The organism is Bradyrhizobium sp. 2TAF24 (genome assembly GCF_052115025.1).
GTDB lineage: Bacteria > Pseudomonadota > Alphaproteobacteria > Rhizobiales > Xanthobacteraceae > Bradyrhizobium_A.
On the sequence record NZ_JBFRFW010000015.1, the window covers coordinates 41687 to 62556 of the forward strand.

Here is a 20870-nt window from a genome sequence, read left to right on the forward strand (position 1 = left end):
GAATGTTGGGCCGAGCGCTCAGTTTGGCGGCGGCCGGTCTGGTCGGCTGCCTTGTTGCAACCGCTGGATGGGCGCAGAACCTCGATGCCGGCAAGTCGCCGGCGCAGCTGTTCAATGGCAGCTGCGCGGCCTGTCACAAGAGTGCGCGCGGCTTGTTGCGAACGGTCCCGCCATCGTCGCTGCCCGGCTTCCTGCGCCAGCACTACACCACCGGCACCGACATGGCCCAGGCGCTGTCCGGCTATCTGGTCTCGAATGGCGCGGCTGCGGCTGAACCCCGCGGGGGCAAGCGCGGCAAGCAGGATGCCGGCAATCTGCGCTCCGATGCGCCGATCGGCAATGCCGCCCCGGACGAACGGGCCAAGGAGCCGGTGGAGCGCGCCGAGCGCAAGCCACCGCGTGCGGCAGTGGCCAATCCGTCCGAGGCGCAGCCGGCTGAATCCGCCCCGGTGCCAGGCCGCAAGTCCCGGCATCGCCGACCTGACGCGGCCCCGGTGGAAGGTGCGCCGCCCGAGGCCGCCGGCGCCGAGCCGCCCGCCGGCGCCAGGGCGGGAGCCAAGTCGAAGCAGGCCAGGAGAAAGAAGGGCGAGCCGGCCGAGGCCAAGAGCGAGCCGAAGGTCGAGCCCAGGACCGAGCCCGCGGCTGAACCGGCTGCGGCTCCCGCGCCGGCGGCGGCATCAGCCAAGCCCGATGTGAAGCCTGAGAGCAAGCCGGCGGTCGCTGCGCCTGCGGCCAGTGAGAAGGCGATCGACGCCGGGGTGCCGATGCCCGAGCCCGCCAACGTGCCGCCGCCGAGTGCCGCGGACCTCAAGCCGGACGCACCGAAGCCCGCGTTGGACAAGGGCGCGCCGGAAAAGGCGGTCACCGAGACGGCCACCGAGAAACCGGCCGCTGAAAAACCGGCGCCGGAAGCGCCCGCAGGCGACAAGGCGACCTCCAGCGGATCGCAGCAGTAACAGCGACACTTCGATCTGGCTGATCATCGCAGCGGAGAGGGGCGCCTCTCCGCTGCTTTTTTTTGCTGATGCGATGATCGCGCGGCGCGCTGCATCGTCACCACTCGCCGCCGTCCCTGGCGTTGCGGCACTTGCCCCAAACGTGCGCCCCCGGCCTGAAGACAGACCGGGGGCGCAGGACGCAATCTTGTGCGGGCCATGAAGGCCCGGCGGATTTACTGGGCGTCGGCAGCCGGCTCGTCGTCGTGCTGGGCTTCCGGATCGAAGAACTCGCCGGCAGCGGCCAGCGCCTCGGCGGCGGCGTCCTGATCTTCCTTGCGGGAGTTGACGTCCTCGCCGCGGTTGATGCGCGCGGCCTCGTCGGCGCTGCGGGCGACCGTCACGGTGATGCCGGCCTCGACCTCGGGGTGCACGGCAATGCTGACCGGATGCTGGCCGATGACCTTGATCGGCATGTCGAGCAGCACCTGCGAGCGATTGACGTTGACGCCATCGCTGGCGAGCGCGGCCATGACGTCGCGCACCGACACCGAGCCGAACAGCTGACCGGTCTCCGAAGCCTGGCGCAGCACGACGACGTTCTTGCCGTCGATCTTCTCGGCGACCTTGGCGGCTTCACCCTTGGCCTGCAGGTTGCGGGCCTCGAGATCGGCCTTCATGCCGTCGTACTTCTCGCGGTTGTCCTTGGTGGCGCGCAACGCCTTGCCGCGCGGCAGCAGGAAATTGCGGGCGAACCCGTCCTTGACCTTCACCACGTCGCCCATCTGGCCGAGCTTGGCAACGCGCTCCAAAAGAATGACTTCCATCTGCGATCTCCTTCGTGTGTGTATTTTCAGAAACTTGTCAGGATGACAAAGGCGGTGGTTTCAGCCGCTGCGCCTTGCGGCGGCGGAATCCAATGAGCTCGTCGGCGATGCCGAGCAGTGCGACCACGACCAGTGGCCAGCCGAACACCACCACGGCCGCATAGGCGCTGCCGAGCCACAGCCCGCGCATCGCGGTCGACTGGGTGAGGGTGTGCAGGACGGCGAAGCCGGTGAAGGCATAGGCCATCACCAGCGCCGCGGCGACGATCTGCGCGATCATGGCGATGAGGCCACCGAGGAAGCACAGCGCCAGCGCCACGGCCAGCGCGACCAGCGTCATCGACGGCAGCTCGAGGGTCTGCAGCACCGGCCATGGACGCGCGAGGCGCCCCGAGGTGCGGGTGATCTTGCCGGCAAGCCAAAGGTTGAGCGCCAGCGTCGCGAGCGCGACCACGGTGGCGGCGACCGGGGCAATGGCGGCGAAGACCGCGACCACCTTCTCGGTGTCGGTGTCCGTGCCGCCTTCGCGCATGCCGAGCAGGCGTGTGAGGCCGCTCTTGAGGCTGTCGGTGATGCTCGCCGCATCGAAGCCGAGCGACAGCAGCGCGGTGATGGTGGTGAGAGAGGCGAACGCCGCCATCCAGGCCAGCAGACGACCCGGCGGATACCAGTCGAGTGCCGACTGGGCGCCGGCCGCGGCGCTTTCGGCGGGCCGTGCCAGCAGGGCGAGATGGCCGAGCCACCAGGCGGGGAGGGCAATGGTGACGGCGAACGCCACCATATAGGGCAGGCCGAGAACGGCGCCGATCAAAAGGCTGGCGGCGAGACCGCCGACAAGCGCGGAGGCTGCGCCCCATCCGAGCGCAGCGACCATCAGCGGCAGAGGGGCGAGATAGAACAGGACGAGCGAGATCAGCGCGCCGGAAACGATCGACACGAACATCAGGGCCGACGCACAGCCGGCGGCAATGGCGATCAGGATCTGCGTCATCATCAGCTGTCCCGCTCCCTTCGAGCGGTTAGAGGTCCTCTCGACCCCAACCATCGGCCGCGGGAGCTTCAGCCCGGCAGCCTTATGAAATGCGAAAACAAACGAACGAAAGGACCGGCGGGCGTGCCGCCGGTCCTTGGCCGCGTCAGCGGATCACGTAGGGAAGCAGACCGAGGAAGCGCGAGCGCTTGATGGCGCGGGCGAGTTCACGCTGCTTCTTGGCGGAGACCGCAGTGATGCGGCTCGGCACGATCTTGCCGCGCTCCGACACGTAACGCATCAGGAGCTTGGAATCCTTGTAGTCGATCTTCGGCGCGTTATCGCCCGTGAACGGGCAGGACTTGCGGCGGCGGAAGAACGGACGGCGTGCACCTGCATCAGCCATGATGATTACTCCTGGGTCTCTGCAGCGGGGGCTTCGTCGCGCGGGCGGCGCGGGCCGCGGTCGCCACGGAAGCCACCCTCACGGTCGCCACGGAAGCCACCGCCTTCACGGTCGCCACGGAAGCCGCCGCCACGATCGTCACGATCACGGTCACGCTCGGCCTTGCGCATCATCGCCGAGGGACCTTCCTCGAGCTCGTCGACGCGCACGGTGAGATAGCGGATGATGTCTTCGTTGATCCGCTCCTGGCGCTCGATCTCGCTCACCACCGCGGCCGGGCCGTCGATGTTGAACATCACGAAGTGAGCCTTGCGGTTCTTGTTCATGCGATAGGTCAGGGAGCGGATGCCCCACGACTCGGTCTTGGTGACCTTGCCGCCGAGACCCTCGATCACACCCGTGAGCTGGGTGGTGAGCTCTTCGACCTGCTGGGCGCTCGCGTCCTGGCGCGCGAGAAATACATGCTCATAAAGAGGCATGGACGTCCTTTCCTGGTTGGTGTGGCGCTTTCGGCGGCAAGCCCTTCGAGCCCTTCGGGAAAGGCTCGACTGCTCAGAAGGCGGGAACACGGGACGTCGGGCGATCAGCCCTGCCGCATCAATCCAACAAGAATGATTGGTGAGGTCGTCCGTTCAGCTCCCGGCCGGAAGCCCACGAATGCCGCGCCTTATAAGGGATATTCGCGGGAAGGCAAGGTGAAACCGTGGTTTTCGGGCTCTTTGGGGCGTGGTTTCGATCCGCAGGAGCGGGGCGAGCCCTCCGGAGCCTCCAATGGGCGGCCAATCCGGCGCTTGATCTATTTGTTTGTATGTCATACAAATAATCAGGAGCCGCTCGATGACCTCGGAGCCCGTCCGCGACCAGACTGATGTCCCCAAGCATGCCGTCCGGGCCACCCGCTCGGCCGGGCAGCGCACGCGATCGCGTCTGCTCGATGCCGCCGCCGGCCTGTTCAAGGCCCGCGGGCTGAGCTCGGTGTCGATCGCCGACATCGCGGCTGCCGCCGACGCCTTTCCCAGCCAGATCACCTATTACTTCCGCACCAAGGAAGCGCTGTTCGTCGAGGCAGCTTGCCGAGACGTGCTGCATGCCGCCCGCACCGCCGAGGAGGCGGCGCACGGCGCCAGGACGCCGGAGGATTACAGCCGGACCCTGGTGGACGCCGTGATGCGCACCGATGCGCTGGGCTTCTTCGTCGAGGCCATGACCTTGACGCGGCGCCGTCCCGACCTGTCGCCGCTGATCGCGCGGACGGTCGAGCGGCTCCATGTCGAGGGCCGGCGTGCCTTTGCCGGCGAGATGCAGGCGCGGGGCTGGCGGTCGCGGCGCGACCCCGCGACCAGCGCGCAGAAGTTCTGGACCATCGCTGTCGGCGTGACCCTGGAGGGCCAGGCCATGGGGCACACGGCGGACGACCTTGCCGCCGACATGCTGCGCCTGCTGGAGACCCAGGCGGACGCCGCGGCTCCGGGACGGGTGCCGCTGCGCCTCGTCGATCGCGACGGACAAGGCCGACAAGACGACCCAGCCGAACAATCAGAACACACCGGGGAGGACCATCGATGACCGCGCTTCGCATTCGCGCCCGCGACCTGATGACCGATGCCGAACTGGTCGAGGTGCGCACGCGCTCGTCCTGGAAGGGCATGGCGTTGATCGCCCACGCCTGGGTCCTGATCGCAGCCGCGATCGCGCTGGTCGCGTGGTGGCCCAATCCGCTGACCTATCTGCTGGCGGTCGCGATCATCGGCTCGCGGCAGCTCGGGCTTGCGATCCTGATGCATGATGGTGCGCATGGCAGCCTCGCTGACGGCGACAGGTTGAATATGTTTCTGAGCCAATGGTTCTGTGCCTATCCGATCTTCGCGGAGACGCGCGCCTATCGCCGCTACCACCTGCAGCATCACGCCCACACCCAGCAGGACAGCGATCCGGATCTCGTGCTGTCGGCGCCGTTCCCGATCACGGAGGCGAGCTACCGGCGCAAGTTCATCCGCGACATCACCGGGCAGACCGGCTACCAGCAGCGCAAGGCTCAGTTCCTCAATGCGCTCGGTGATCCGTCATGGCCGCTGCGACGGCGGCTCGCGTATTTCTGGGAGCAACTTGGGCCGCAGTTCGCTGTCAATGTCGTGATGTTCGCGCTGCTTGCGCTGGTCGGGGTGTGGTGGGCCTATCCGCTGCTCTGGCTGGTGCCGCTGCTGACGTGGATGATGGTGATCACCCGCATCCGCAACATCGCCGAGCATGCGGTGGTGCCGGACAGCAACGACCCGCTGCGCAACACCCGCACCACGCGCGCGGGCTTTCTCGAACGGCTGTTCGTGGCACCGTATTACGTCAACTACCATCTCGAGCATCATCTGCTGTTCTACGTGCCCTGCTATAACCTGCCGCGGGTGCACGCGATCCTGTTGCGCGGGCCGCAGGCGTCGCGCATGGAGGTGCAGCCGAGCTATCTGGCGGTGCTGCGGCTTGCGACCGCCAAGGCCGCCGACCAGGACAGGCCGGGGCAGATTGTCAGCAATGCCCGCCGCGCGCGGGCCGGCACGCGCATGAATGGTGACCAGGCGGCGTCAGGGTTCTGACGTCGCCCAATCGGTCATTCTAGCGCCCGATGTAAGCGGGCGGGCGCCGCGCCATCCAGGCCGCGAGGCCTTCGCCGAGATCATGGGTCGGCACCATCGCGGCGAACTGCTCGCTCTCGACCTGCAGGCCTTCGCCGATGCTGACATTGAGGCCGCGGGTGACCGCGGTGATGACGCTGCGCACCGCGAGCGGCGAGTGCCGCAGGATGCGGCCGGCAAGGCCGCGCGCGGCGCTGAGCAGTTCGTCGTGCGGGACCACCGCGTTGACGAGGCCGAGATTGAGCGCCTGCTGCGCGGTGAACGGATCACCGGTGAGCAGCAGTTCCAGCGCCCGCTTGCGCCCGGCGAGGCGCGGCAGTCGCTGGGTGCCGCCGAAGGTCGGCGGCATGCCGATGTTGATTTCCGGCTTGGCGAACATGGCCCGGTCGCTCGCGATCGCAAGGTGCGCGGCCTCGGTGATCTCGCAGCCGCCGCCATAGGCGAGGCCGTTGACGGCGACGATCACGGGCTTGGGAAACGCCTCCAGCCGGGCGGTCATGGCCTGTCCGCGGCGGACGAAGTCGCGCACCGCGGTGTTCGGTCCGAGCGGCACGCTCTGTGAGAACTGGTGGATATCGGCGCCGGCGGAGAAGGCGCGGTCGCCGGCGCCGGTCAGGATCACCGCGCGGACATCGGGTGCGACTTCGAGCCTGTCGAGCGCGGCCATCAGGGCATCGACCAGTTCATAGCTCAGGGCGTTGAGTTTGTGCGGCCGGTTGAGCGTCACCAGCGCGATGGGATCGTCGATCTCGACGACAACGGGAGCGGACATGCGAGCCTCCATCACCAGGGTTTATGGGCCGGCACGCTAGTGCGGATGCCGCATTGTGTATACTCACTGGTCAGTATACATTGAGGTCATGCCCCGATCCTCCGAAGTCACCCGCCATCGCATCGTCGCCGCCGCCTCGAAGCTGTTCTATGACGAGGGAATCCGCGGTGTCAGTGTCGACGCCGTGGCGGACAAGGCGGGCGTGACCAAGCGCACGCTGTACTATCATTTCCAGAGCAAGGACGACCTGGTCGCGGCCTATCTCGCTGCGCGCGACCAGCCCAATCTCGAACTGTTCAAGCGCTGGTTCGCGCAGGCCGACGGCGGCCTTGCTGCGAAGGTGCGCGGCATCTTCGATCAGCTCGCGCGCTCCGCGCGCCATCCGAAATGGCGGGGCTGCGGCTTCCTGCGCACCTCGGCCGAGCTCGCCAGCATGCCCGGGCATCCGGCGATGCGGATCGGGGCGGCGCACAAGAAGAAGTTCGAGGCCTGGCTCGCCGACGTGTTCGCCGCCGAAGGGATCGGGCAGGGGGTGGAACTCGCCCGCCAGATCCTCCTGCTGCTCGACGGCTCGTTCGCCGTCGTCCTGCTGCACCGCGATGCCTCCTACATGGAAAGCGCCGGCGAGGCGGCGTTTACCCTGGTTTCGGCGGCGCTTGCGGCCGCGGAGCGCCGTCCGGTCACCCGCCGGGCGTCCACAGGACAGCGACGGGGGCATTGACAGGACGGTCCCGATTGGTGTCGTGGTTCGGTTTTTCCAAGGGACAGCAGGATGACGGCAGCGTTCACGTTCCCCGGACAGGGGTCTCAGGCGGTGGGAATGGGCAAGGCTCTGGCGGAGGCGTTTCCGGCCGCGCGCGCCGTGTTCGACGAGGTCGACGCCGCGCTCGGCGAGAAGCTGACCGCGACCATCTGGGAGGGGCCGGCCGAGACGCTGCAGCTCACCGAGAACGCCCAGCCGGCGCTGATGGCGGTATCGCTGGCGGCCCTGCGGGTGCTGGAGAGCGAGGCCGGAGTCACGGTGCGCGGCAATGCCGCCTTCGTCGCCGGCCATTCGCTCGGCGAATATTCCGCGCTGGCGGCGGCGGGCGCATTGTCGATCACCGATACCGCGCGGCTGCTGCGCATCCGCGGCCGCGCCATGCAGAAGGCGGTCCCGGTCGGCGTCGGTGCGATGGCCGCGCTGCTCGGCCTCGACTACGAGGCGGCGGTGGCGGTTGCTGCCGAGGCGGCCCAGGGCCAGGTCTGCGACGCCGCCAACGACAACGGCGGCGGCCAGGTCGTGGTGTCCGGCCACAAGGAAGCCGTGGATCGCGCCGTCGAGATCGCCAAGGGCAAGGGCGCCAAGCGCGCCATGCTGCTGCCGGTGTCCGCGCCCTTCCATTGCAAGTTGATGCAGCCGGCGGCTGATGCCATGGCGCAGGCGCTGGCCGGCGTCGCCATCCAGGCGCCGGTGGTGCCGCTCGTCGCCAATGTGCTGGCGTCGGCGATCACCGATCCCGAAGAGATCCGCCGTCGCCTTGTCGAGCAGGTCACCGGCACGGTGCGCTGGCGCGAGTCCGTCGCCTTCATGGCCGGGCAGGGCGTCAAGCTGTTCGTCGAGATCGGCGCCGGCAAGGTGCTGTCGGGTCTCGTCAAGCGCATCGCCGATGGCGCGGTCGGCATTGCCGTCGGCGCACCCGGCGACATCGCCGCGGCCAAGGACGCGATCGCCGCGCAGGGCTGATCAATCGGCCGACTTTAGCGGTCGACGCGAGGCTGCAGGGCATCGGGCGCACGCTCCGTGCCCGGCAGCGCCGCGTCGCTTTCGTCCTTGAGGCCAACGCCTGTCAGCCCGCGCTGCAATGCGGCGCCGGCCAGCCAGGCGAGCTTGAAGGCGGCTGCCGCGTAATCAAGTCCCTCCGGCCGGATGTTGGAAATGCAGTTGCGCTCGGCGTCGCTGCGCCCCGTGAATGGCGCGTGAGTGAGGTAGACGCCGAGACTGTCCGGCGAACTGAGGCCGGGACGTTCGCCGATCAGCATGACCGCAAGGCGGGCGCCCATCACGTCCGCGATCTCGTCGGCGAGCGCGACGCGCGCCTGTGTCGCGATCACAATGGCTGGCGCAAAGCGTACCCCCGGGAGCCGGGGACGCAGCGCCGCGAGCAGCGGCACGGCGTGGCGTGCGACCGCGAGCGCCGACAGGCCGTCCCCGATCACAAGACAGATGTCGCAGGGGGCGCCCGCGCGCGCCCGCAGGGTTTCGGCGTCGCGCGCGGCGAGCCGCCGGCCGAGGTCGGGGCGCCGCAGATAGGTGGCGCGGTCCGGCGCGCGGCTCGTCACGGTGACCGCCGGCCATGACTGGAGGGCGAGATCCGCGGCCAGCACTCCGACATCGAGCGCGGCGTGCACGGCGTCGCGCGCCATCGCATGCGCCCAACCGAAGCGCAGCACCTCGTCGGTCGGCAGTCCCGTGCCCGCGCGACCGAGCGCCAGACGGGCCGGTGTGAGGCGTCGCCATTCGTCCCAGGGGCCTGGCGTGGCGGGGCCTGGCGTGACGGAATCGTCGGTCATGTGAGCAGCGCCTTGAGGCCGGACATACCGCCGAGCAGCGGATTGCTCACCGGCGGCCGCAGCCGTCCCGCGGCGTCGGTGATGCCGATGCCCTGCAGCCAGGCTTCGAATTCCGGAGCGCGCTTGAGACCGAGCGTTTCTCGCAGGAACAAGGCGTCGTGAAACGATGTGCTCTGGTAGTTCAGCATGACATCGTCGGCACCGGGCACGCCCATGATGAAGGTGACCCCGGCCGCCCCCAGCAGCACCAGCAGCGTGTCCATGTCGTCCTGGTCGGCCTCGGCGTGGTTGGTGTAGCAGACGTCACAGCCGAGCGGCAGGCCGAGCAGCTTGCCGCAGAAATGATCCTCGAGGCCGGCACGGATGATCTGTTTGCCGTCGTAAAGGTATTCAGGGCCGATGAAGCCGACCACGGTGTTGATCAGGAGCGGAGCGTAGCGCCGGGCGAGCCCGTAGGCGCGTGCCTCGCTGGTCTGCTGGTCGACGCCGCCATGGGCGTCGGCCGACAGCGCGCTGCCCTGGCCGGTCTCGAAATACATCACGTTGTCACCGACCGTGCCGCGCTTGAGCGCGCGGGCGGCGGCGTACGCCTCGTCGAGCAGGTCGATGGTTACGCCGAACGACCGATTGGTCTTTTCCGTGCCGCCGATCGACTGGAAGACCAGATCGACCGGCACACCGGCCTGCAGCAGTTGCAGCGTGTTGGTGACATGGGTGAGCACACAGCCCTGTGTCGGGATGTCGAAGCGCTGGATCACCTCGTCGACCAGCCGCAGCAGGTCGCCGAGCGCCGGCAGGCTGTCGGAGGCCGGATTGATCCCGATCACCGCATCACCCGAGCCCATCAGCAGGCCGTCGAGGATCGAGGCTGCGATGCCGCGCGGGTCGTCGATCGGATGGTTGGGCTGCAGGCGTACTGCAAGATGGCCGGGAAGGCCGATGGTGTTGCGAAAGCGTGTGACCGCGGCGCATTTGCGCGCCACCGCGATCAGGTCCTGGTTGCGCATCAGCTTGCTGACCGCGGCCACCATTTCCGGCGTCAGGCCCGGCGCGAGGGCGCAGAGAGCCTGGGTGGTCGCAAGGTCCGACAGCAGCCAGTTGCGAAAGTCGCCGACGGTCAGGTGGGCGATCGGCGCGAAAGCCGAGGCATCGTGGCCATCGATGATCAGGCGGGTGACGCTGTCGGCCTCGTAGGGGACCAGCGCTTCGGTCAGGAATTGCTGCAGCGGCGTGTCGGCCAGCACATGGCGCGCGGCCATGCGCTCCTGCGCGCTCGCGGCGGCAAGGCCGGCGAGCTGGTCGCCGGAGCGCTCCGGGCTGGCGCGGGCCATGACCTCTCTGAGATCGTTGAACACGAAGAGCTGCGAGGCGATGATGGCACGGTAGCGCATCGGTCCCTGCCGAGGGGTGAGTAGGGCCGCCCCCGCGGCACCCGGGCCCCAGATTAGGATCAAACTCGGGGGCTGTCTCTGTGATCCCGGTCCTGGCGGGCTCGTGGCGGGCCCTCGGCTGGCGGCCGGGCAATGTCCCTTGCCGTGCCATGTTCATGCCGTTCTAGTGGCTCGGGTCGGCAAATAGGCGAGGGAAATGCCACCGCCCACGCCTTCGGCGGCATTGACGGAGGGCATTTGCTTGCGGCAAACCGGCGCCCAATCGACTGACAAGGCATCGAGGACAAAGACCATGTTCGATCTGACCGGCAGGACCGCGCTGATCACCGGGGCGACCGGTGGCATCGGCGGCGCCATCGCCAAGGCGCTGCACGCCCAGGGCGCAACGATCGCCATTTCCGGCACCCGCCGCGAGGTGCTGGACGCACTGGCCGCCGACGTCGGCGACCGCGTCCATGTGCTGCCCTGCAATCTTTCCGACGCGGAGGCTGTCGAGGCGCTGGTGCCGTCCGCCGAGCAGGCCATGGGCCAGCTCGATATCCTCGTCAGCAATGCCGGCATCACCCGCGACAACCTGTTTGTGCAGTTGCGTGACGAGGACTGGAGCACGGTCATCGACGTCAACCTGACCGCCACTTTCCGGCTTGCCCGCGCCGCCACCAAGCTGATGATGCGCAAGCGCTTTGGCCGGATCATCGCGATCACGTCGGTGGTCGGGGTGACCGGAAATGCCGGGCAGGGGAATTACGCCGCGTCCAAGGCCGGCCTGATCGGCATGATGAAGTCGCTGGCCCAGGAATACGCCAAGCGCAATGTCACCGCCAACTGCATCGCGCCGGGCTTCATCGCGACGCCCATGACCGATGTGCTGAACGAAAAGCAGCGCGAGGCGGTGCTTGCGAAGGTGCCGGCCGCACGGCTCGGGTCCCCCGACGATATTGCTGCAGCCGCGGTCTACCTTGCATCGAACGAAGCCGCCTACGTGACCGGCCAGACGCTCCACGTCAACGGCGGAATGGCAATGATTTGAAGCCTGTATCGGTGTTTTCAACGGGTTTTTGGTGACTTCGCGTCGGCTGGTTTCCCGACGGGAAGTATGCTAACCGGGCGGCATTCGGGTGGGGACAAGAACGCCATTGCAGGATTCCAAAACCCTGTATATTGCCGTGGCAGAACCGGTCGCCGTTTCTGGGGCCACGCGGGCTGCTTGTGCGGCCTGCTGGGAACGAGCGGAACTGGCAGCAGGGGTTTCTGGCGAGTCGACGTACCCGATGGCTCTTGCCGCTTTGCGGTCGAGTCCAATGGAACAAGCACGAGGTTGAAATGAGCGAGATTGGCGAGCGGGTTAAGAAGATCGTGGTCGAACACCTTGGTGTCGAGCCCGAGAAGGTTGTCGACAATGCGAGCTTCATCGACGATCTCGGCGCAGACAGCCTCGACACCGTCGAGCTGGTGATGGCGTTCGAAGAAGAATTCGGCTGTGAAATTCCGGACGACGCGGCGGAGACCATCCTGACCGTCGGCGACGCCACCAAGTTTCTTGAGAAAAACGCGAAGAGCTGACGGCCGTTCGTGGCGTCGCAGAAGCCGGCCGGACCGCTCCCGCGGTCGACCGGCTTCTTGCCATCTGCCATCACCGCCGCAGCGGAGTTGAAAGCATGAGACGGGTTGTCGTCACGGGCCTCGGCATGGTGTCGCCACTCGGTTGTGGCGTCGAAGCGACGTGGCAGCGGATTATCAGGGGCGAGACCGGCGCGCGGAAGGTCGAGACCTTCGACGTGTCCGACCTGCCGACCAAGATCGCCTGCGTGATTCCGCGCGGCGACGGCAGCAACGGCACCTTCAATCCCGACCAGTGGATGGATCCGAAGGATCAGCGCAAGGTCGATGATTTCATCGTCTATGCGATGTGTGCCGCCAAGCAGGCGCTCGACGACGCCAACTGGCACCCCGTCACCGAAGAGGACAAGTGCGCCACCGGCACCATGATCGGTTCCGGCATCGGCGGCATCGACGGCATCGCCGAGACCGCCATCACGCTGAAGGAGCGTGGTCCGCGCAAGGTGTCGCCGTTCTTCATCCCGGGCCGCCTGATCAACCTGGCGGCTGGCTACGTCTCGATCGCGTTCGGGCTCAAGGGGCCGAACCATGCCGTCGTCACGGCCTGCTCGACCGGCGCCCATGCGATCGGCGATGCGTCACGGCTGATCGCGCTCGGTGACGCCGACGTGATGGTGGCGGGCGGCACGGAATCTCCGGTCAACCGCATCGCCATGGCGGGATTCTGCGCGCTGCGCGCGATGTCCACCGGTTTCAACGACACGCCCGAGCGGGCGTCGCGGCCTTACGATCGCGACCGTGACGGCTTCGTCATGGGCGAGGGTGCCGGCGTCGTCGTGCTCGAGGAATACGAGCACGCCAGGAAGCGTGGCGCCAGGATTTACGCCGAGGTGGTCGGCTACGGCCTGTCGGGCGATGCCTACCACATCACCGCTCCGGCGGAGGACGGCGACGGTGCGTTCCGCTGCATGAGCGCGGCGCTCAAGCGTGCCGGCTTGTCGGCCGCCGATCTCGATTATATCAACGCCCACGGCACCTCGACGCCGCTCGGCGACGAGATCGAGCTCGGGGCGGCGCAGCGCCTGCTCGGCAATGCGGCGTCGAAAGTGTCGATGTCGTCGACCAAGTCCTCGACCGGCCACCTGCTCGGTGCGGCGGGGGCGATCGAGGCGATCTTCAGCGTGCTGGCGATTCGCGACAATGTCGCGCCGGCGACCATCAACCTGGAGAATCCGTCGGTCGAGACCACGATCGACCTGGTGCCGCAGAAGGCGAGGGAGCGCGAAATCAACGTCGCGCTGTCCAACTCATTCGGCTTCGGAGGAACGAATGCCTCACTGATCGTGCGGCGTGTCGTCAATTGATTGGAATTGCGAAGCAATTCCAACGTTTTGCCATATTCCACGTGATTGCTTCCGGCGGGCGTCCGCACAAGCACATTCAGCGCTACCCGGCCCCGCTCCTGGCGTGCGGGTCTGATTGACGACACGAACTGGACGGGTGGGGCGCGCAATCGATTTCCAGATTGCATGAAGGCGGTTCGAACGCAGGGGGCTGCGCCGGATCGGGATCGAATCGACGGGATTCAGGTTGCATCGATGAGTGAAAGACCGCCCATCTCACCGAAGAGCCCGCGCGCGGCGCTGGAGCCTGAACAGCTGCCGCCGCCGCCAAAGCGCTCGGCACGTGCGCGCAATCCGTTCGTGATCGCAGGCAATGCGATCATCACCATCATCCTGATTGCGATGCTGGGGGTGGGGGGCGCCTATGTCTACGGCCGGCAGAAGCTCGAGGCGCCGGGGCCGCTGAAAGACGACAAGATCGTCAACATTCCCACGCGCGCCGGCATGGGCGATATCGCCGACATCCTGCAGCGCGAGGGCGTGATCGACAACAATCGCTGGGCTTTCTTCGGCGGTGTGATCGCGATGAAGGCGCGCTCCGAGCTGAAGTCGGGCGAGTACGCCTTCCAGAAGAGCGCCAGCCTGCGCGATGTCATCAACACCATCGTCGACGGCAAGGTGGTGCAGCACTCCTTCACGATTCCCGAAGGCCTGACGTCCGAGCAGATCGTGGCGCGGCTGCTGGAGAACGACGTGCTGTCGGGGCAGATCAAGGAGCTGCCGCGTGAAGGCACCCTGTTGCCGGAGACCTACAAATTCCCGCGCGGCACCACGCGCGACCAGGTGATCCAGCGCATGCAGCAGGCGCAGCGGCGCGTGCTCGCCGAGGTCTGGGAGCGTCGCAATCCCGACCTGCCGATCAAGACGCCTGAACAACTGGTGACCCTGGCCTCCATCGTCGAGAAGGAGACCGGCCGGGCCGACGAGCGCAGCCGTGTTGCGGCAGTGTTCGCCAATCGCCTGCGGCAGAAGATCAAGCTGCAGTCGGACCCGACCATCATCTATGGCCTGGTCGGCGGCAAGGGCACGCTCGGCCGCCCGATCAAGCGTAGCGAGATCACCCAGCCGTCGCCCTACAACACCTATGTGATCGACGGGCTGCCGCCGGGACCGATCGCCAATCCGGGGCGGGCCTCGCTGGAAGCCACCGCAAACCCGGCGCGCACGCGCGACCTGTTCTTCGTCGCCGACGGTACCGGTGGGCATGCGTTCTCCGACAGCTACGATCAGCACCAGAAGAACGTCTCGCGGTTGCGCACACTGGAGAAGCAGCAGCAAAACGACACGGTCGAGCCGGCGGAGGATTCGCAGCCGACTGCGTCGACGCCGCCAGCCGAGGCTGCGCCGAGCGCGTCCGAGACGCCGGCCAAGCCGGCGCCGGCCAAGAAGCGCGCCGCCAATCCGAAACGAGCCGCGGTCAACGCCAAGGGTGGTGCTGCGGCCGCGGGGACCCCGGCGGAGGCGGTCGAGCAGTAGGGACCGGGCGAAGGGGCGGCCTGCTTGTGAGCCTTGGCGGGCGCGGATAGAGTTCGGCCGAATCTCAATCGCGTTGTGGTGGTGTGAGCCCAGTTCTGCCGGAAGCGGCCGAGCCTGCGGCTTGTTATCGAAAATACCCGGCAGGGAGCGATGTCCACGGCAGGCCGCATCGGCTTTAGCCCGGGGCAGGAGATCGGAGTTCTTGAATGGCGTTGTCGAGCATGACCGGCTTTGCGAGAAGCCACGGCCACAGTGGTCCCTATACCTTCGAGTGGGAGCTGAAGTCGGTCAATGCCAAGGGATTGGACATCCGCCTGCGGTTGCCGCCCGGCTGGGATGACGTCGAGCCGCAACTACGCAAGCGCGCGACCGAAGTGCTGGCGCGCGGCACCGTCTATGCGAACCTGACCGTCAAGCGCGCGAGCGCGGCGCAGGTGGTGCGGGTCAACGAGGACGTGCTGGCGTCGGTGCTCAAGGTGGCGGGTGACCTGTCGGCGCGCACCGGCGCGGCGGCGCCGACCGTCGACGGGCTGCTGGCCCTCAAGGGCGTCATCGAGGTGGTCGAGCCCGACAGCGACGAGGCCGAGGAGCAGGCGGCGAGAGGGGCCGTGCTCGCGGCTTTCGAGACCGTGCTGGCCAGCGTTGTCGAGATGCGCCGGCGTGAAGGCGCGGCGCTGGGTCAGATCCTCGGGCAGCGCCTCGAGGAGATCGAGCGCCTTGCCGCCCGTGCCGACGCCGCTCCGGGGCGCAAGCCGGAGGCTATCCGGGCGCGCCTAGCAGAGCAGGTCGCGGTGCTGCTCGAGACTTCGGATCGCTTTGATCCCGACCGTCTCAGCCAGGAGGCGCTGATGATCGCTGCCAAGGCCGACATCCGCGAGGAGCTCGACCGCATCGCGTCTCACGTCGTCCAGGCGCGCGACCTGCTGCGCAAGGGCGGCGCGGTCGGCCGGCGGCTGGATTTCCTGGCGCAGGAGTTCAACCGCGAGGTGAACACCACCTGCTCGAAAGCCAACGATATCGAATTGACCAACACGGGCCTCGAGATGAAGAACGTCGTCGAGCAGTTCCGTGAGCAGGTCCAAAATCTGGAGTAGGACATGAGCAGCGCGCAGGGCATCAAGGGTGTGGAACGGCGCGGGCTGATGTTCGTGCTGTCGTCTCCTTCGGGGGCCGGCAAGACGACGCTGTCACGGCTGCTGCTCGACCGCGTGCCCGGGCTGAGCCTCTCGGTGTCTGCCACGACGCGGGCGAAGCGTCCGGCCGAGCTGGACGGCCGCGACTATCACTTCGTCGACCATGCCCGCTTTGAGGCCATGGTGCGCAGCGACGAACTGCTGGAATGGGCCAATGTGTTCGACAACCGCTACGGCACGCCGCGGGCGCCGGTCGAGGCGGCACTGTCGTCGGGGCGCGACGTGCTGTTCGACATCGACTGGCAGGGCACCCAGCAGTTGCGCGAGAAGGCGCGGGCCGACGTGGTCAGCGTGTTCATCCTGCCGCCGTCGGCCGCCGATCTCGAGAAGCGCCTGCACACCCGCGCGCAGGACTCCGTGGAGGTGATCCGCGGCCGCATGAGCCGCGCCACCCATGAGCTCAGCCATTGGGCCGAGTACGACTACATCGTCGTCAACTACGATGTCGAAGAGGCGTTCGCCGAGGTGCAGTCGATCCTCAAGGCCGAACGGCTGAAGCGCGAGCGCCGCACCGGCCTCACCACCTTCGTACGCGATCTGCAGAAGCAGCTCGGGCAATAAATTAAAAACGCGGCCGGGAGCTCCGGCCGCGCAGGGCACGGGACACGCCGTGGTCGCGCGTCAATTGACGAGCATGATGCGGCCGACGACATGGCCGGCGCGCAGTTCGTCGATCCACTTCTGCACATCGCCCATCGGCTCTTCCTTGATCGGCGGCGCCGTGATCTTGCCGGCGCGGGCGAGCTCCATCAACTCGCGGCCTTCCGCCAGCGTGCCGGTCATGAAGCCCTCGATGGTCATGCGCTTGTAGATCCACTGCACCTGCGGAATGCTGAAGGTGCCCCCCATCAGGCCGGACACCGCGATCTTGCCGCCGCGGGCGAGCACCGAAACGGCGAATGCCATCGACTTCTCGTTGCCGGCGAAATCGACGATCTCGTCGAAACCGCCATTGGTGTCCTTCAGGATGCGCTTCACCACGTCCGGCTCGGTCGGATCATAGGCGAACGAGGCGCCGTTCTTCAGCGCGGTATCGCGGGCGGCGGGGCTGAGGTCGGCGACCGAAACCGGCTGCTTGAACATCGCCTGCGCGAACGACAGGCCCATCATGCCGACACCGCCGAGGCCGATCAGCAGCAGGTTGCGCTGGCGCGGACGGTCGACGAGGCGCTTCAGCGCGCCATAGGCGGTGGCGCCCGAGCACATCAGCGTGGCAGCGAGGTTGATCGGCAGCGGATCGAAGTCGAGCAGGTATTTTTCGTCGGGCACCAGCACGTGAGTGGCGAAGCCGCCGTCGATCGAGACGCCGAGGAAGCGATTCTTGGCACAGAGGTTCTCGTCGCCGTTGAGGCAGTCCGGGCACTGGCCGCAGCCGATCCAGGGAAACACCGCCTTGCGTGTGCCGATCAGGCTCCTCGTGCCTTCTGCGCCGACGTCCTCGACGGTGCCGGCGATCTCGTGGCCGAGCGTGAAGGGCAGCGTCATGCCGCGTGTGGTGTCGAGGCGCTTGCCGCCGCCGATGTCGGCGTAACCATCCTGGATGTGGAGATCGGAGTGACACAGGCCGCAACGCTCGATGCGCACCAGGACTTCGCGGCCTTTCGGCGCGGGCGTCTCGACGATGGTTTCGCAGAGCGGAGCATCAAACTTGACGAGAGACTGGCGGCGCATCATCGGCATGGCGTTTCCTTAAGTGTTTTTGGCTTGTGCTTTTATATCGGCGAATTCTTGCGCCATGGCAACAAAGCCGCTGATCGGCACCGTCTCGGCGCGCCGCGTCGGATCAATGCCGGCGAATTCCGTCAGGCGGGCGGGATCGACGCCGAGCGATTTGAGACTCTGCCGCAGCATTTTCCGCCGCTGTCCGAAAGCTGCAGCGGTGACCTGTTCCAGTGCGCGCAGATTGCAGGGCGCGGGCGCGGGGCGCGGCACCAGCCTGACCACGGAGGAGGTGACCTTCGGCGGCGGTACAAACGCGGATGGTGCGATGTCGAACAACCGTTTGGTTTCGGTCCGCCAGTTGGCGAGCACGGCGAGGCGGCCATAGGCGTCCTCGTCGACCGCCGCGGTGATGCGGTCGGCCACTTCGCGCTGGAACATCAGCACCAGCATGTCGAACCAGGGCGGCCAGGGGTCGGCGGAGAGCCAGCCGGTCAGCAGCGGTGTCGCGATATTGTAAGGCAGGTTGGCGACGATCCTGGCGCGCTCGCCGTTGAGCAATGGCCGCGGGTCGAAGGTCATGGCGTCGTCGGCGACCACGGTGAGCCGGCCGGGATAGTGTTTCGCGATTTCGTCGAGTGCCGGCAGCACGCGTTCGTCGCGCTCGATGGCGATCACCCGCCGGGCGCCGGTCGCGAGCAGCGCCCGCGTCAGCCCGCCGGGACCCGGGCCGATCTCGATCACCGTCGCGTCTTCGAGCGGGCCCGCGGCGCGGGCGATCCGGGCGGTGAGGTTGAGGTCGAGCAGGAAGTTCTGTCCCAGCGACTTGCGGGCCTGCAGGTCGTAGCGGCGGATGACGTCGCGCAGCGGCGGCAGGTCGTCGATCGCGCTCATGCCGTGCCGGCGGCCGTGGACATGCGGGCGGCAAGCTTCAGCGCCGCGATCAGGCTCGACGGATTGGCGCGGCCGCTGCCGGCAATGTCGAAGGCGGTGCCGTGGTCGGGTGAGGTGCGGATGAACGGCAGGCCGAGCGTCACGTTGACGCCGTCGTCGAACGCCAGCGTCTTGATCGGGATCAGCGCCTGGTCGTGATACATTCCGACCGCGCAGTCATAGGTCCGGCGGGCAGCCTCATGGAACATGGTGTCGGCCGGCAGCGGGCCGCGCACGTCGAGGCCCTCGCGACGCAGGATCTCGACCGCGGGGGCGATGATCGCCTGGTCTTCGCTGCCGATGGTGCCGTCCTCACCGGCGTGGGGATTGAGACCGGCGAGCGCGATGCGCGGCTGTTGCAGGCCAAAGCGCTGCGTCAGGTCGGCCGCGAGCACACGGCAGGTCCTGACGATCAGGTCCGTGGTCAGGGTGTCGATCGCCGTGCGCAGCGGCACGTGGATGGTCACGGGGACGACCGCGAGGGCCGGTGACCACAGCAGCATCACCGGCAGCGGCACGACCCCGCCTTGGCTCGCGAGCTCGGCGAGGAATTCGGTGTGGCCGGGGTGGCTGAAGCCGGCGCGGTAGAGCACGCTCTTGGCGATCGGGTTGGTCACCACTGCGCAGGCCTGTCCGGCGCCGACATCGGCGACAGCCCGGCGAATGGCCGCGATCGCGGCCGGTGCGCTGGTGGCGTCAGGATGGCCGGCGCGGGCCGTGATGGGGTGGCCGGTCGGGACGACCGGCAATGCCACGGGGAAGATGTCCGCGGCCTGAGCCGCGCCGGTCTCGGCGAAAGTCACATCGGCTCCGAGCACGCCGGCCCGGCCGCGCATGAATTCGATGTCGCCGATCAGATAGAACGGAGGCATTTGCTCCTCGCGCCGGCGCAGCCAGGCGGCGATGGCGATGTCGGGGCCGATGCCCGCAGGCTCACCGATGGTCAGCGCGAGCGGCCTCGTCACGGTATCCGCATCCTTTGTGCCGCATCTGCGGCTGCCTGACAGCCCGTCATCACGCGCCGCTCCATATCGGCTTGCGAGCCGATGGCGTTCGCTCTGGATGGAAACGCGAACACGCTCCAATTTCTGCTTTGACGCGTTTTCTTCACGAAAACCGGTGCCTACTTCGCTCGAAAACGCTCTAGCGCTTCTCGATCATCGCGGCTTTGCGCAGGTCCTGCAGATAGGCCTTGGACTTGGCCTCGAACTTCTGCATGAACATCTTGTCGCGCAGTTCGCGCTTTTCCGGCGTGTCGGCGGTGGTCGGCTTGCGTGAGCACAGCGCCACCATCTCGATGCCCTGCTTGGTGACTTCCGGCGGCGTGAGGTGGCCGATCTCCGTCTTGTCGAGCAGCGCACGCAGCGGCGCGGGCAGATCGGCGGACGTCTTGATGACGTTGTCGCGGATTGCGGCGTCGCGCATGGTGCGGAACATGCTGGTGGCCTCGTCGCAGCTCTGGATCCGGCTGCGCAGGGCCTCGGCTTCCCGGCGGCGCGTCTCCAAGGCGCCCGCGCCGGCGCCGCGCGGCACCACCAGCACGATCGGCCGCATGTTGTATTCGAAGCTCGATGCCTTGTCGGCGTTCTCGTCGCCCTTGATCAGGATCGCGGACTGAACGTCCCTTTCGTTGACGACAAGGCTGTCCTTGAAACGCCCGCGGATCAGGTTGGTCCAGACGCTGTCGGCACGCATCTTGTTCTTGAGGGTCTCGGCGCGGATGCCGGAGCGCGCCAGCACGGCGGTGAGGCCGTCGGCGTTGAGGCGCATGCGCGATCCCATCGAGGCGAAGATCGCGTCGACCTCCGACGCGGTCGGGTCGATGCCGTACTTCTTGGCTTCCTTGATCTTCACCTTGTCGTCGATCAGTTCGTTGATGACCTGGTCGCGCGACGGCATCTTGTGGGTCGACAGCGCATCCAGCTTGCCGCGCTGGTCGATATCGAAATTGGTGATCGGTTCGCCGTTGACCATCAGCACGACCGACTGGGCCCGTGACGGCGTGGCCGCCGCGGAGACGGCCGCGAGGGCAACGCCCGCTGCGGCCGCAACGCGTGCCATACGAGACAAGGAGATCGCAATCATTGTCGCTACCCGTGAGTTCCCGGTCAGGATGTCGTCAGGCCCACTCCAATGGGAGAACTTTGTGGTCCCGCCATGGCATT

General features: G+C 67.3%; 22 protein-coding genes. 11 read left to right on the forward strand and 11 right to left on the reverse strand.

Features of this window, described 5'->3' with window-relative positions:
* Positions 1 to 2: 2 nt before the first annotated feature.
* Complete coding sequence (locus AB4Z37_RS22830) at positions 3 to 956, forward strand: hypothetical protein (protein ID WP_441519033.1); 954 nt, start codon at positions 3 to 5, stop codon at positions 954 to 956.
* Between the two features lie 215 nt (positions 957 to 1171).
* Here AB4Z37_RS22830 and rplI read toward each other — a convergent pair whose 3' ends face one another.
* The 4 genes from rplI to rpsF form a co-directional block, all read right to left on the reverse strand.
* Positions 1172 to 1762 carry a 50S ribosomal protein L9 gene (rplI, locus tag AB4Z37_RS22835; protein ID WP_441519034.1) on the reverse strand — a complete coding sequence of 197 codons (591 nt, stop codon included), beginning with the start codon at positions 1760 to 1762 and terminating at the stop codon, positions 1172 to 1174.
* Positions 1763 to 1799: 37 nt separating this feature from the next.
* The gene (locus tag AB4Z37_RS22840; RefSeq protein WP_441519035.1) at positions 1800 to 2756 is read right to left on the reverse strand and encodes a DUF2232 domain-containing protein; all 957 of its coding nucleotides are present in this window, start codon (positions 2754 to 2756) and stop codon (positions 1800 to 1802) included.
* 142 nt (positions 2757 to 2898) lie between these two features.
* Positions 2899 to 3138, reverse strand: a complete 240-nt coding sequence (gene rpsR / locus AB4Z37_RS22845) for a 30S ribosomal protein S18 (RefSeq protein WP_441519036.1) — start codon at positions 3136 to 3138, stop codon at positions 2899 to 2901.
* A gap of 5 nt (positions 3139 to 3143) precedes the next feature.
* Positions 3144 to 3617 carry a 30S ribosomal protein S6 gene (gene rpsF, locus AB4Z37_RS22850; protein WP_211969709.1) on the reverse strand — a complete coding sequence of 158 codons (474 nt, stop codon included), beginning with the start codon at positions 3615 to 3617 and terminating at the stop codon, positions 3144 to 3146.
* Between the two features lie 358 nt (positions 3618 to 3975).
* Here rpsF and AB4Z37_RS22855 point away from each other — a divergent pair, with 358 nt between their 5' ends.
* On the forward strand, positions 3976 to 4704 hold the full coding sequence (locus AB4Z37_RS22855) for a TetR/AcrR family transcriptional regulator C-terminal domain-containing protein (protein ID WP_441519037.1): 729 nt from the start codon (positions 3976 to 3978) through the stop codon (positions 4702 to 4704).
* Positions 4701 to 5726, forward strand: a complete 1026-nt coding sequence (locus AB4Z37_RS22860; RefSeq protein ID WP_441519038.1) for a fatty acid desaturase family protein — start codon at positions 4701 to 4703, stop codon at positions 5724 to 5726. The genes AB4Z37_RS22855 and AB4Z37_RS22860 overlap by 4 nt, the downstream gene beginning before the upstream one ends.
* A 19-nt stretch (positions 5727 to 5745) precedes the next feature.
* On the opposite strand, the gene AB4Z37_RS22865 is transcribed toward AB4Z37_RS22860, so the two are convergent.
* Positions 5746 to 6537 (reverse strand): crotonase/enoyl-CoA hydratase family protein, encoded by a 792-nt coding sequence (locus tag AB4Z37_RS22865; RefSeq protein ID WP_441519039.1) that lies wholly within the window; start codon positions 6535 to 6537, stop codon positions 5746 to 5748.
* 88 nt (positions 6538 to 6625) lie between these two features.
* Between AB4Z37_RS22865 and AB4Z37_RS22870 the strand changes: the two genes are divergently transcribed.
* Together AB4Z37_RS22870 and fabD are read left to right on the forward strand one after the other, a co-directional pair.
* Positions 6626 to 7258 (forward strand): TetR/AcrR family transcriptional regulator, encoded by a 633-nt coding sequence (locus AB4Z37_RS22870; RefSeq protein ID WP_441519040.1) that lies wholly within the window; start codon positions 6626 to 6628, stop codon positions 7256 to 7258.
* A 51-nt stretch (positions 7259 to 7309) separates the two neighbouring features.
* A complete protein-coding gene (fabD, locus tag AB4Z37_RS22875) occupies positions 7310 to 8263 on the forward strand; it encodes an ACP S-malonyltransferase (RefSeq protein ID WP_441519041.1) in 954 nt (317 codons plus the stop codon).
* A 14-nt stretch (positions 8264 to 8277) separates the two neighbouring features.
* Here fabD and eutC read toward each other — a convergent pair whose 3' ends face one another.
* Both eutC and AB4Z37_RS22885 read right to left on the reverse strand, forming a co-directional pair.
* Positions 8278 to 9090 carry an ethanolamine ammonia-lyase subunit EutC gene (gene eutC, locus AB4Z37_RS22880; protein WP_441519042.1) on the reverse strand — a complete coding sequence of 271 codons (813 nt, stop codon included), beginning with the start codon at positions 9088 to 9090 and terminating at the stop codon, positions 8278 to 8280.
* Positions 9087 to 10481 carry an ethanolamine ammonia-lyase subunit EutB gene (locus AB4Z37_RS22885; protein WP_441519043.1) on the reverse strand — a complete coding sequence of 465 codons (1395 nt, stop codon included), beginning with the start codon at positions 10479 to 10481 and terminating at the stop codon, positions 9087 to 9089. Before AB4Z37_RS22885 ends, eutC begins: the two co-directional genes overlap by 4 nt.
* Before the next feature lie 292 nt (positions 10482 to 10773).
* Between AB4Z37_RS22885 and fabG the strand changes: the two genes are divergently transcribed.
* The 6 genes from fabG (at position 10774) to gmk (ending at position 16674) form a co-directional block, all read left to right on the forward strand.
* On the forward strand, positions 10774 to 11511 hold the full coding sequence (gene fabG, locus AB4Z37_RS22890) for a 3-oxoacyl-[acyl-carrier-protein] reductase (RefSeq protein ID WP_441519044.1): 738 nt from the start codon (positions 10774 to 10776) through the stop codon (positions 11509 to 11511).
* 293 nt (positions 11512 to 11804) lie between these two features.
* A complete protein-coding gene (locus AB4Z37_RS22895; RefSeq protein ID WP_006610957.1) occupies positions 11805 to 12044 on the forward strand; it encodes an acyl carrier protein in 240 nt (79 codons plus the stop codon).
* A 95-nt stretch (positions 12045 to 12139) separates the two neighbouring features.
* Entirely contained in the window at positions 12140 to 13405 is a 1266-nt protein-coding gene (gene fabF / locus AB4Z37_RS22900; RefSeq protein ID WP_441519045.1) for a beta-ketoacyl-ACP synthase II, read from the forward strand.
* Between the two features lie 234 nt (positions 13406 to 13639).
* A complete protein-coding gene (gene mltG / locus AB4Z37_RS22905; RefSeq protein ID WP_441519046.1) occupies positions 13640 to 14920 on the forward strand; it encodes an endolytic transglycosylase MltG in 1281 nt (426 codons plus the stop codon).
* Between the two features lie 206 nt (positions 14921 to 15126).
* Positions 15127 to 16014, forward strand: coding sequence for a YicC/YloC family endoribonuclease (locus tag AB4Z37_RS22910; RefSeq protein ID WP_441519047.1), 888 nt, complete (start codon positions 15127 to 15129; stop codon positions 16012 to 16014).
* A gap of 3 nt (positions 16015 to 16017) precedes the next feature.
* Entirely contained in the window at positions 16018 to 16674 is a 657-nt protein-coding gene (gene gmk, locus AB4Z37_RS22915; protein WP_441519048.1) for a guanylate kinase, read from the forward strand.
* Between the two features lie 60 nt (positions 16675 to 16734).
* On the opposite strand, the gene AB4Z37_RS22920 is transcribed toward gmk, so the two are convergent.
* From AB4Z37_RS22920 to AB4Z37_RS22935, 4 genes are all read right to left on the reverse strand, one after another.
* Positions 16735 to 17793 (reverse strand): alcohol dehydrogenase, encoded by a 1059-nt coding sequence (locus tag AB4Z37_RS22920; protein WP_441519049.1) that lies wholly within the window; start codon positions 17791 to 17793, stop codon positions 16735 to 16737.
* Positions 17794 to 17802: 9 nt separating this feature from the next.
* A complete protein-coding gene (gene rsmA, locus AB4Z37_RS22925; protein WP_441519050.1) occupies positions 17803 to 18666 on the reverse strand; it encodes a 16S rRNA (adenine(1518)-N(6)/adenine(1519)-N(6))-dimethyltransferase RsmA in 864 nt (287 codons plus the stop codon).
* Positions 18663 to 19670, reverse strand: coding sequence for a 4-hydroxythreonine-4-phosphate dehydrogenase PdxA (gene pdxA / locus AB4Z37_RS22930; protein WP_441519051.1), 1008 nt, complete (start codon positions 19668 to 19670; stop codon positions 18663 to 18665). Before pdxA ends, rsmA begins: the two co-directional genes overlap by 4 nt.
* A gap of 178 nt (positions 19671 to 19848) precedes the next feature.
* The gene (locus AB4Z37_RS22935; RefSeq protein ID WP_441519052.1) at positions 19849 to 20766 is read right to left on the reverse strand and encodes a SurA N-terminal domain-containing protein; all 918 of its coding nucleotides are present in this window, start codon (positions 20764 to 20766) and stop codon (positions 19849 to 19851) included.
* Positions 20767 to 20870: the final 104 nt, after the last annotated feature.

Excerpts from the sequence above, each read along its gene's own strand:
- AB4Z37_RS22860 (WP_441519038.1), top strand. The coding sequence starts at position 4,701 with ATGACCGCGCTTCGCATTCGCGCCCGCGACCTGATGACCGATGCCGAA.
- rsmA (WP_441519050.1), bottom strand. The coding sequence starts at position 18,666 with ATGAGCGCGATCGACGACCTGCCGCCGCTGCGCGACGTCATCCGCCGC.
- AB4Z37_RS22830 (WP_441519033.1), top strand. The coding sequence starts at position 3 with ATGTTGGGCCGAGCGCTCAGTTTGGCGGCGGCCGGTCTGGTCGGCTGC.
- rplI (WP_441519034.1), bottom strand. The coding sequence starts at position 1,762 with ATGGAAGTCATTCTTTTGGAGCGCGTTGCCAAGCTCGGCCAGATGGGC.
- fabG (WP_441519044.1), top strand. The coding sequence starts at position 10,774 with ATGTTCGATCTGACCGGCAGGACCGCGCTGATCACCGGGGCGACCGGT.
- AB4Z37_RS22935 (WP_441519052.1), bottom strand. The coding sequence starts at position 20,766 with ATGGCACGCGTTGCGGCCGCAGCGGGCGTTGCCCTCGCGGCCGTCTCC.
- fabF (WP_441519045.1), top strand. The coding sequence starts at position 12,140 with ATGAGACGGGTTGTCGTCACGGGCCTCGGCATGGTGTCGCCACTCGGT.
- rpsF (WP_211969709.1), bottom strand. The coding sequence starts at position 3,617 with ATGCCTCTTTATGAGCATGTATTTCTCGCGCGCCAGGACGCGAGCGCC.
- mltG (WP_441519046.1), top strand. The coding sequence starts at position 13,640 with ATGAGTGAAAGACCGCCCATCTCACCGAAGAGCCCGCGCGCGGCGCTG.
- gmk (WP_441519048.1), top strand. The coding sequence starts at position 16,018 with ATGAGCAGCGCGCAGGGCATCAAGGGTGTGGAACGGCGCGGGCTGATG.
- AB4Z37_RS22840 (WP_441519035.1), bottom strand. The coding sequence starts at position 2,756 with ATGATGACGCAGATCCTGATCGCCATTGCCGCCGGCTGTGCGTCGGCC.
- AB4Z37_RS22910 (WP_441519047.1), top strand. The coding sequence starts at position 15,127 with ATGGCGTTGTCGAGCATGACCGGCTTTGCGAGAAGCCACGGCCACAGT.
- AB4Z37_RS22870 (WP_441519040.1), top strand. The coding sequence starts at position 6,626 with ATGCCCCGATCCTCCGAAGTCACCCGCCATCGCATCGTCGCCGCCGCC.
- AB4Z37_RS22855 (WP_441519037.1), top strand. The coding sequence starts at position 3,976 with ATGACCTCGGAGCCCGTCCGCGACCAGACTGATGTCCCCAAGCATGCC.
- rpsR (WP_441519036.1), bottom strand. The coding sequence starts at position 3,138 with ATGGCTGATGCAGGTGCACGCCGTCCGTTCTTCCGCCGCCGCAAGTCC.
- AB4Z37_RS22885 (WP_441519043.1), bottom strand. The coding sequence starts at position 10,481 with ATGCGCTACCGTGCCATCATCGCCTCGCAGCTCTTCGTGTTCAACGAT.
- fabD (WP_441519041.1), top strand. The coding sequence starts at position 7,310 with ATGACGGCAGCGTTCACGTTCCCCGGACAGGGGTCTCAGGCGGTGGGA.
- AB4Z37_RS22865 (WP_441519039.1), bottom strand. The coding sequence starts at position 6,537 with ATGTCCGCTCCCGTTGTCGTCGAGATCGACGATCCCATCGCGCTGGTG.
- eutC (WP_441519042.1), bottom strand. The coding sequence starts at position 9,090 with ATGACCGACGATTCCGTCACGCCAGGCCCCGCCACGCCAGGCCCCTGG.
- AB4Z37_RS22920 (WP_441519049.1), bottom strand. The coding sequence starts at position 17,793 with ATGCCGATGATGCGCCGCCAGTCTCTCGTCAAGTTTGATGCTCCGCTC.
- AB4Z37_RS22895 (WP_006610957.1), top strand. The coding sequence starts at position 11,805 with ATGAGCGAGATTGGCGAGCGGGTTAAGAAGATCGTGGTCGAACACCTT.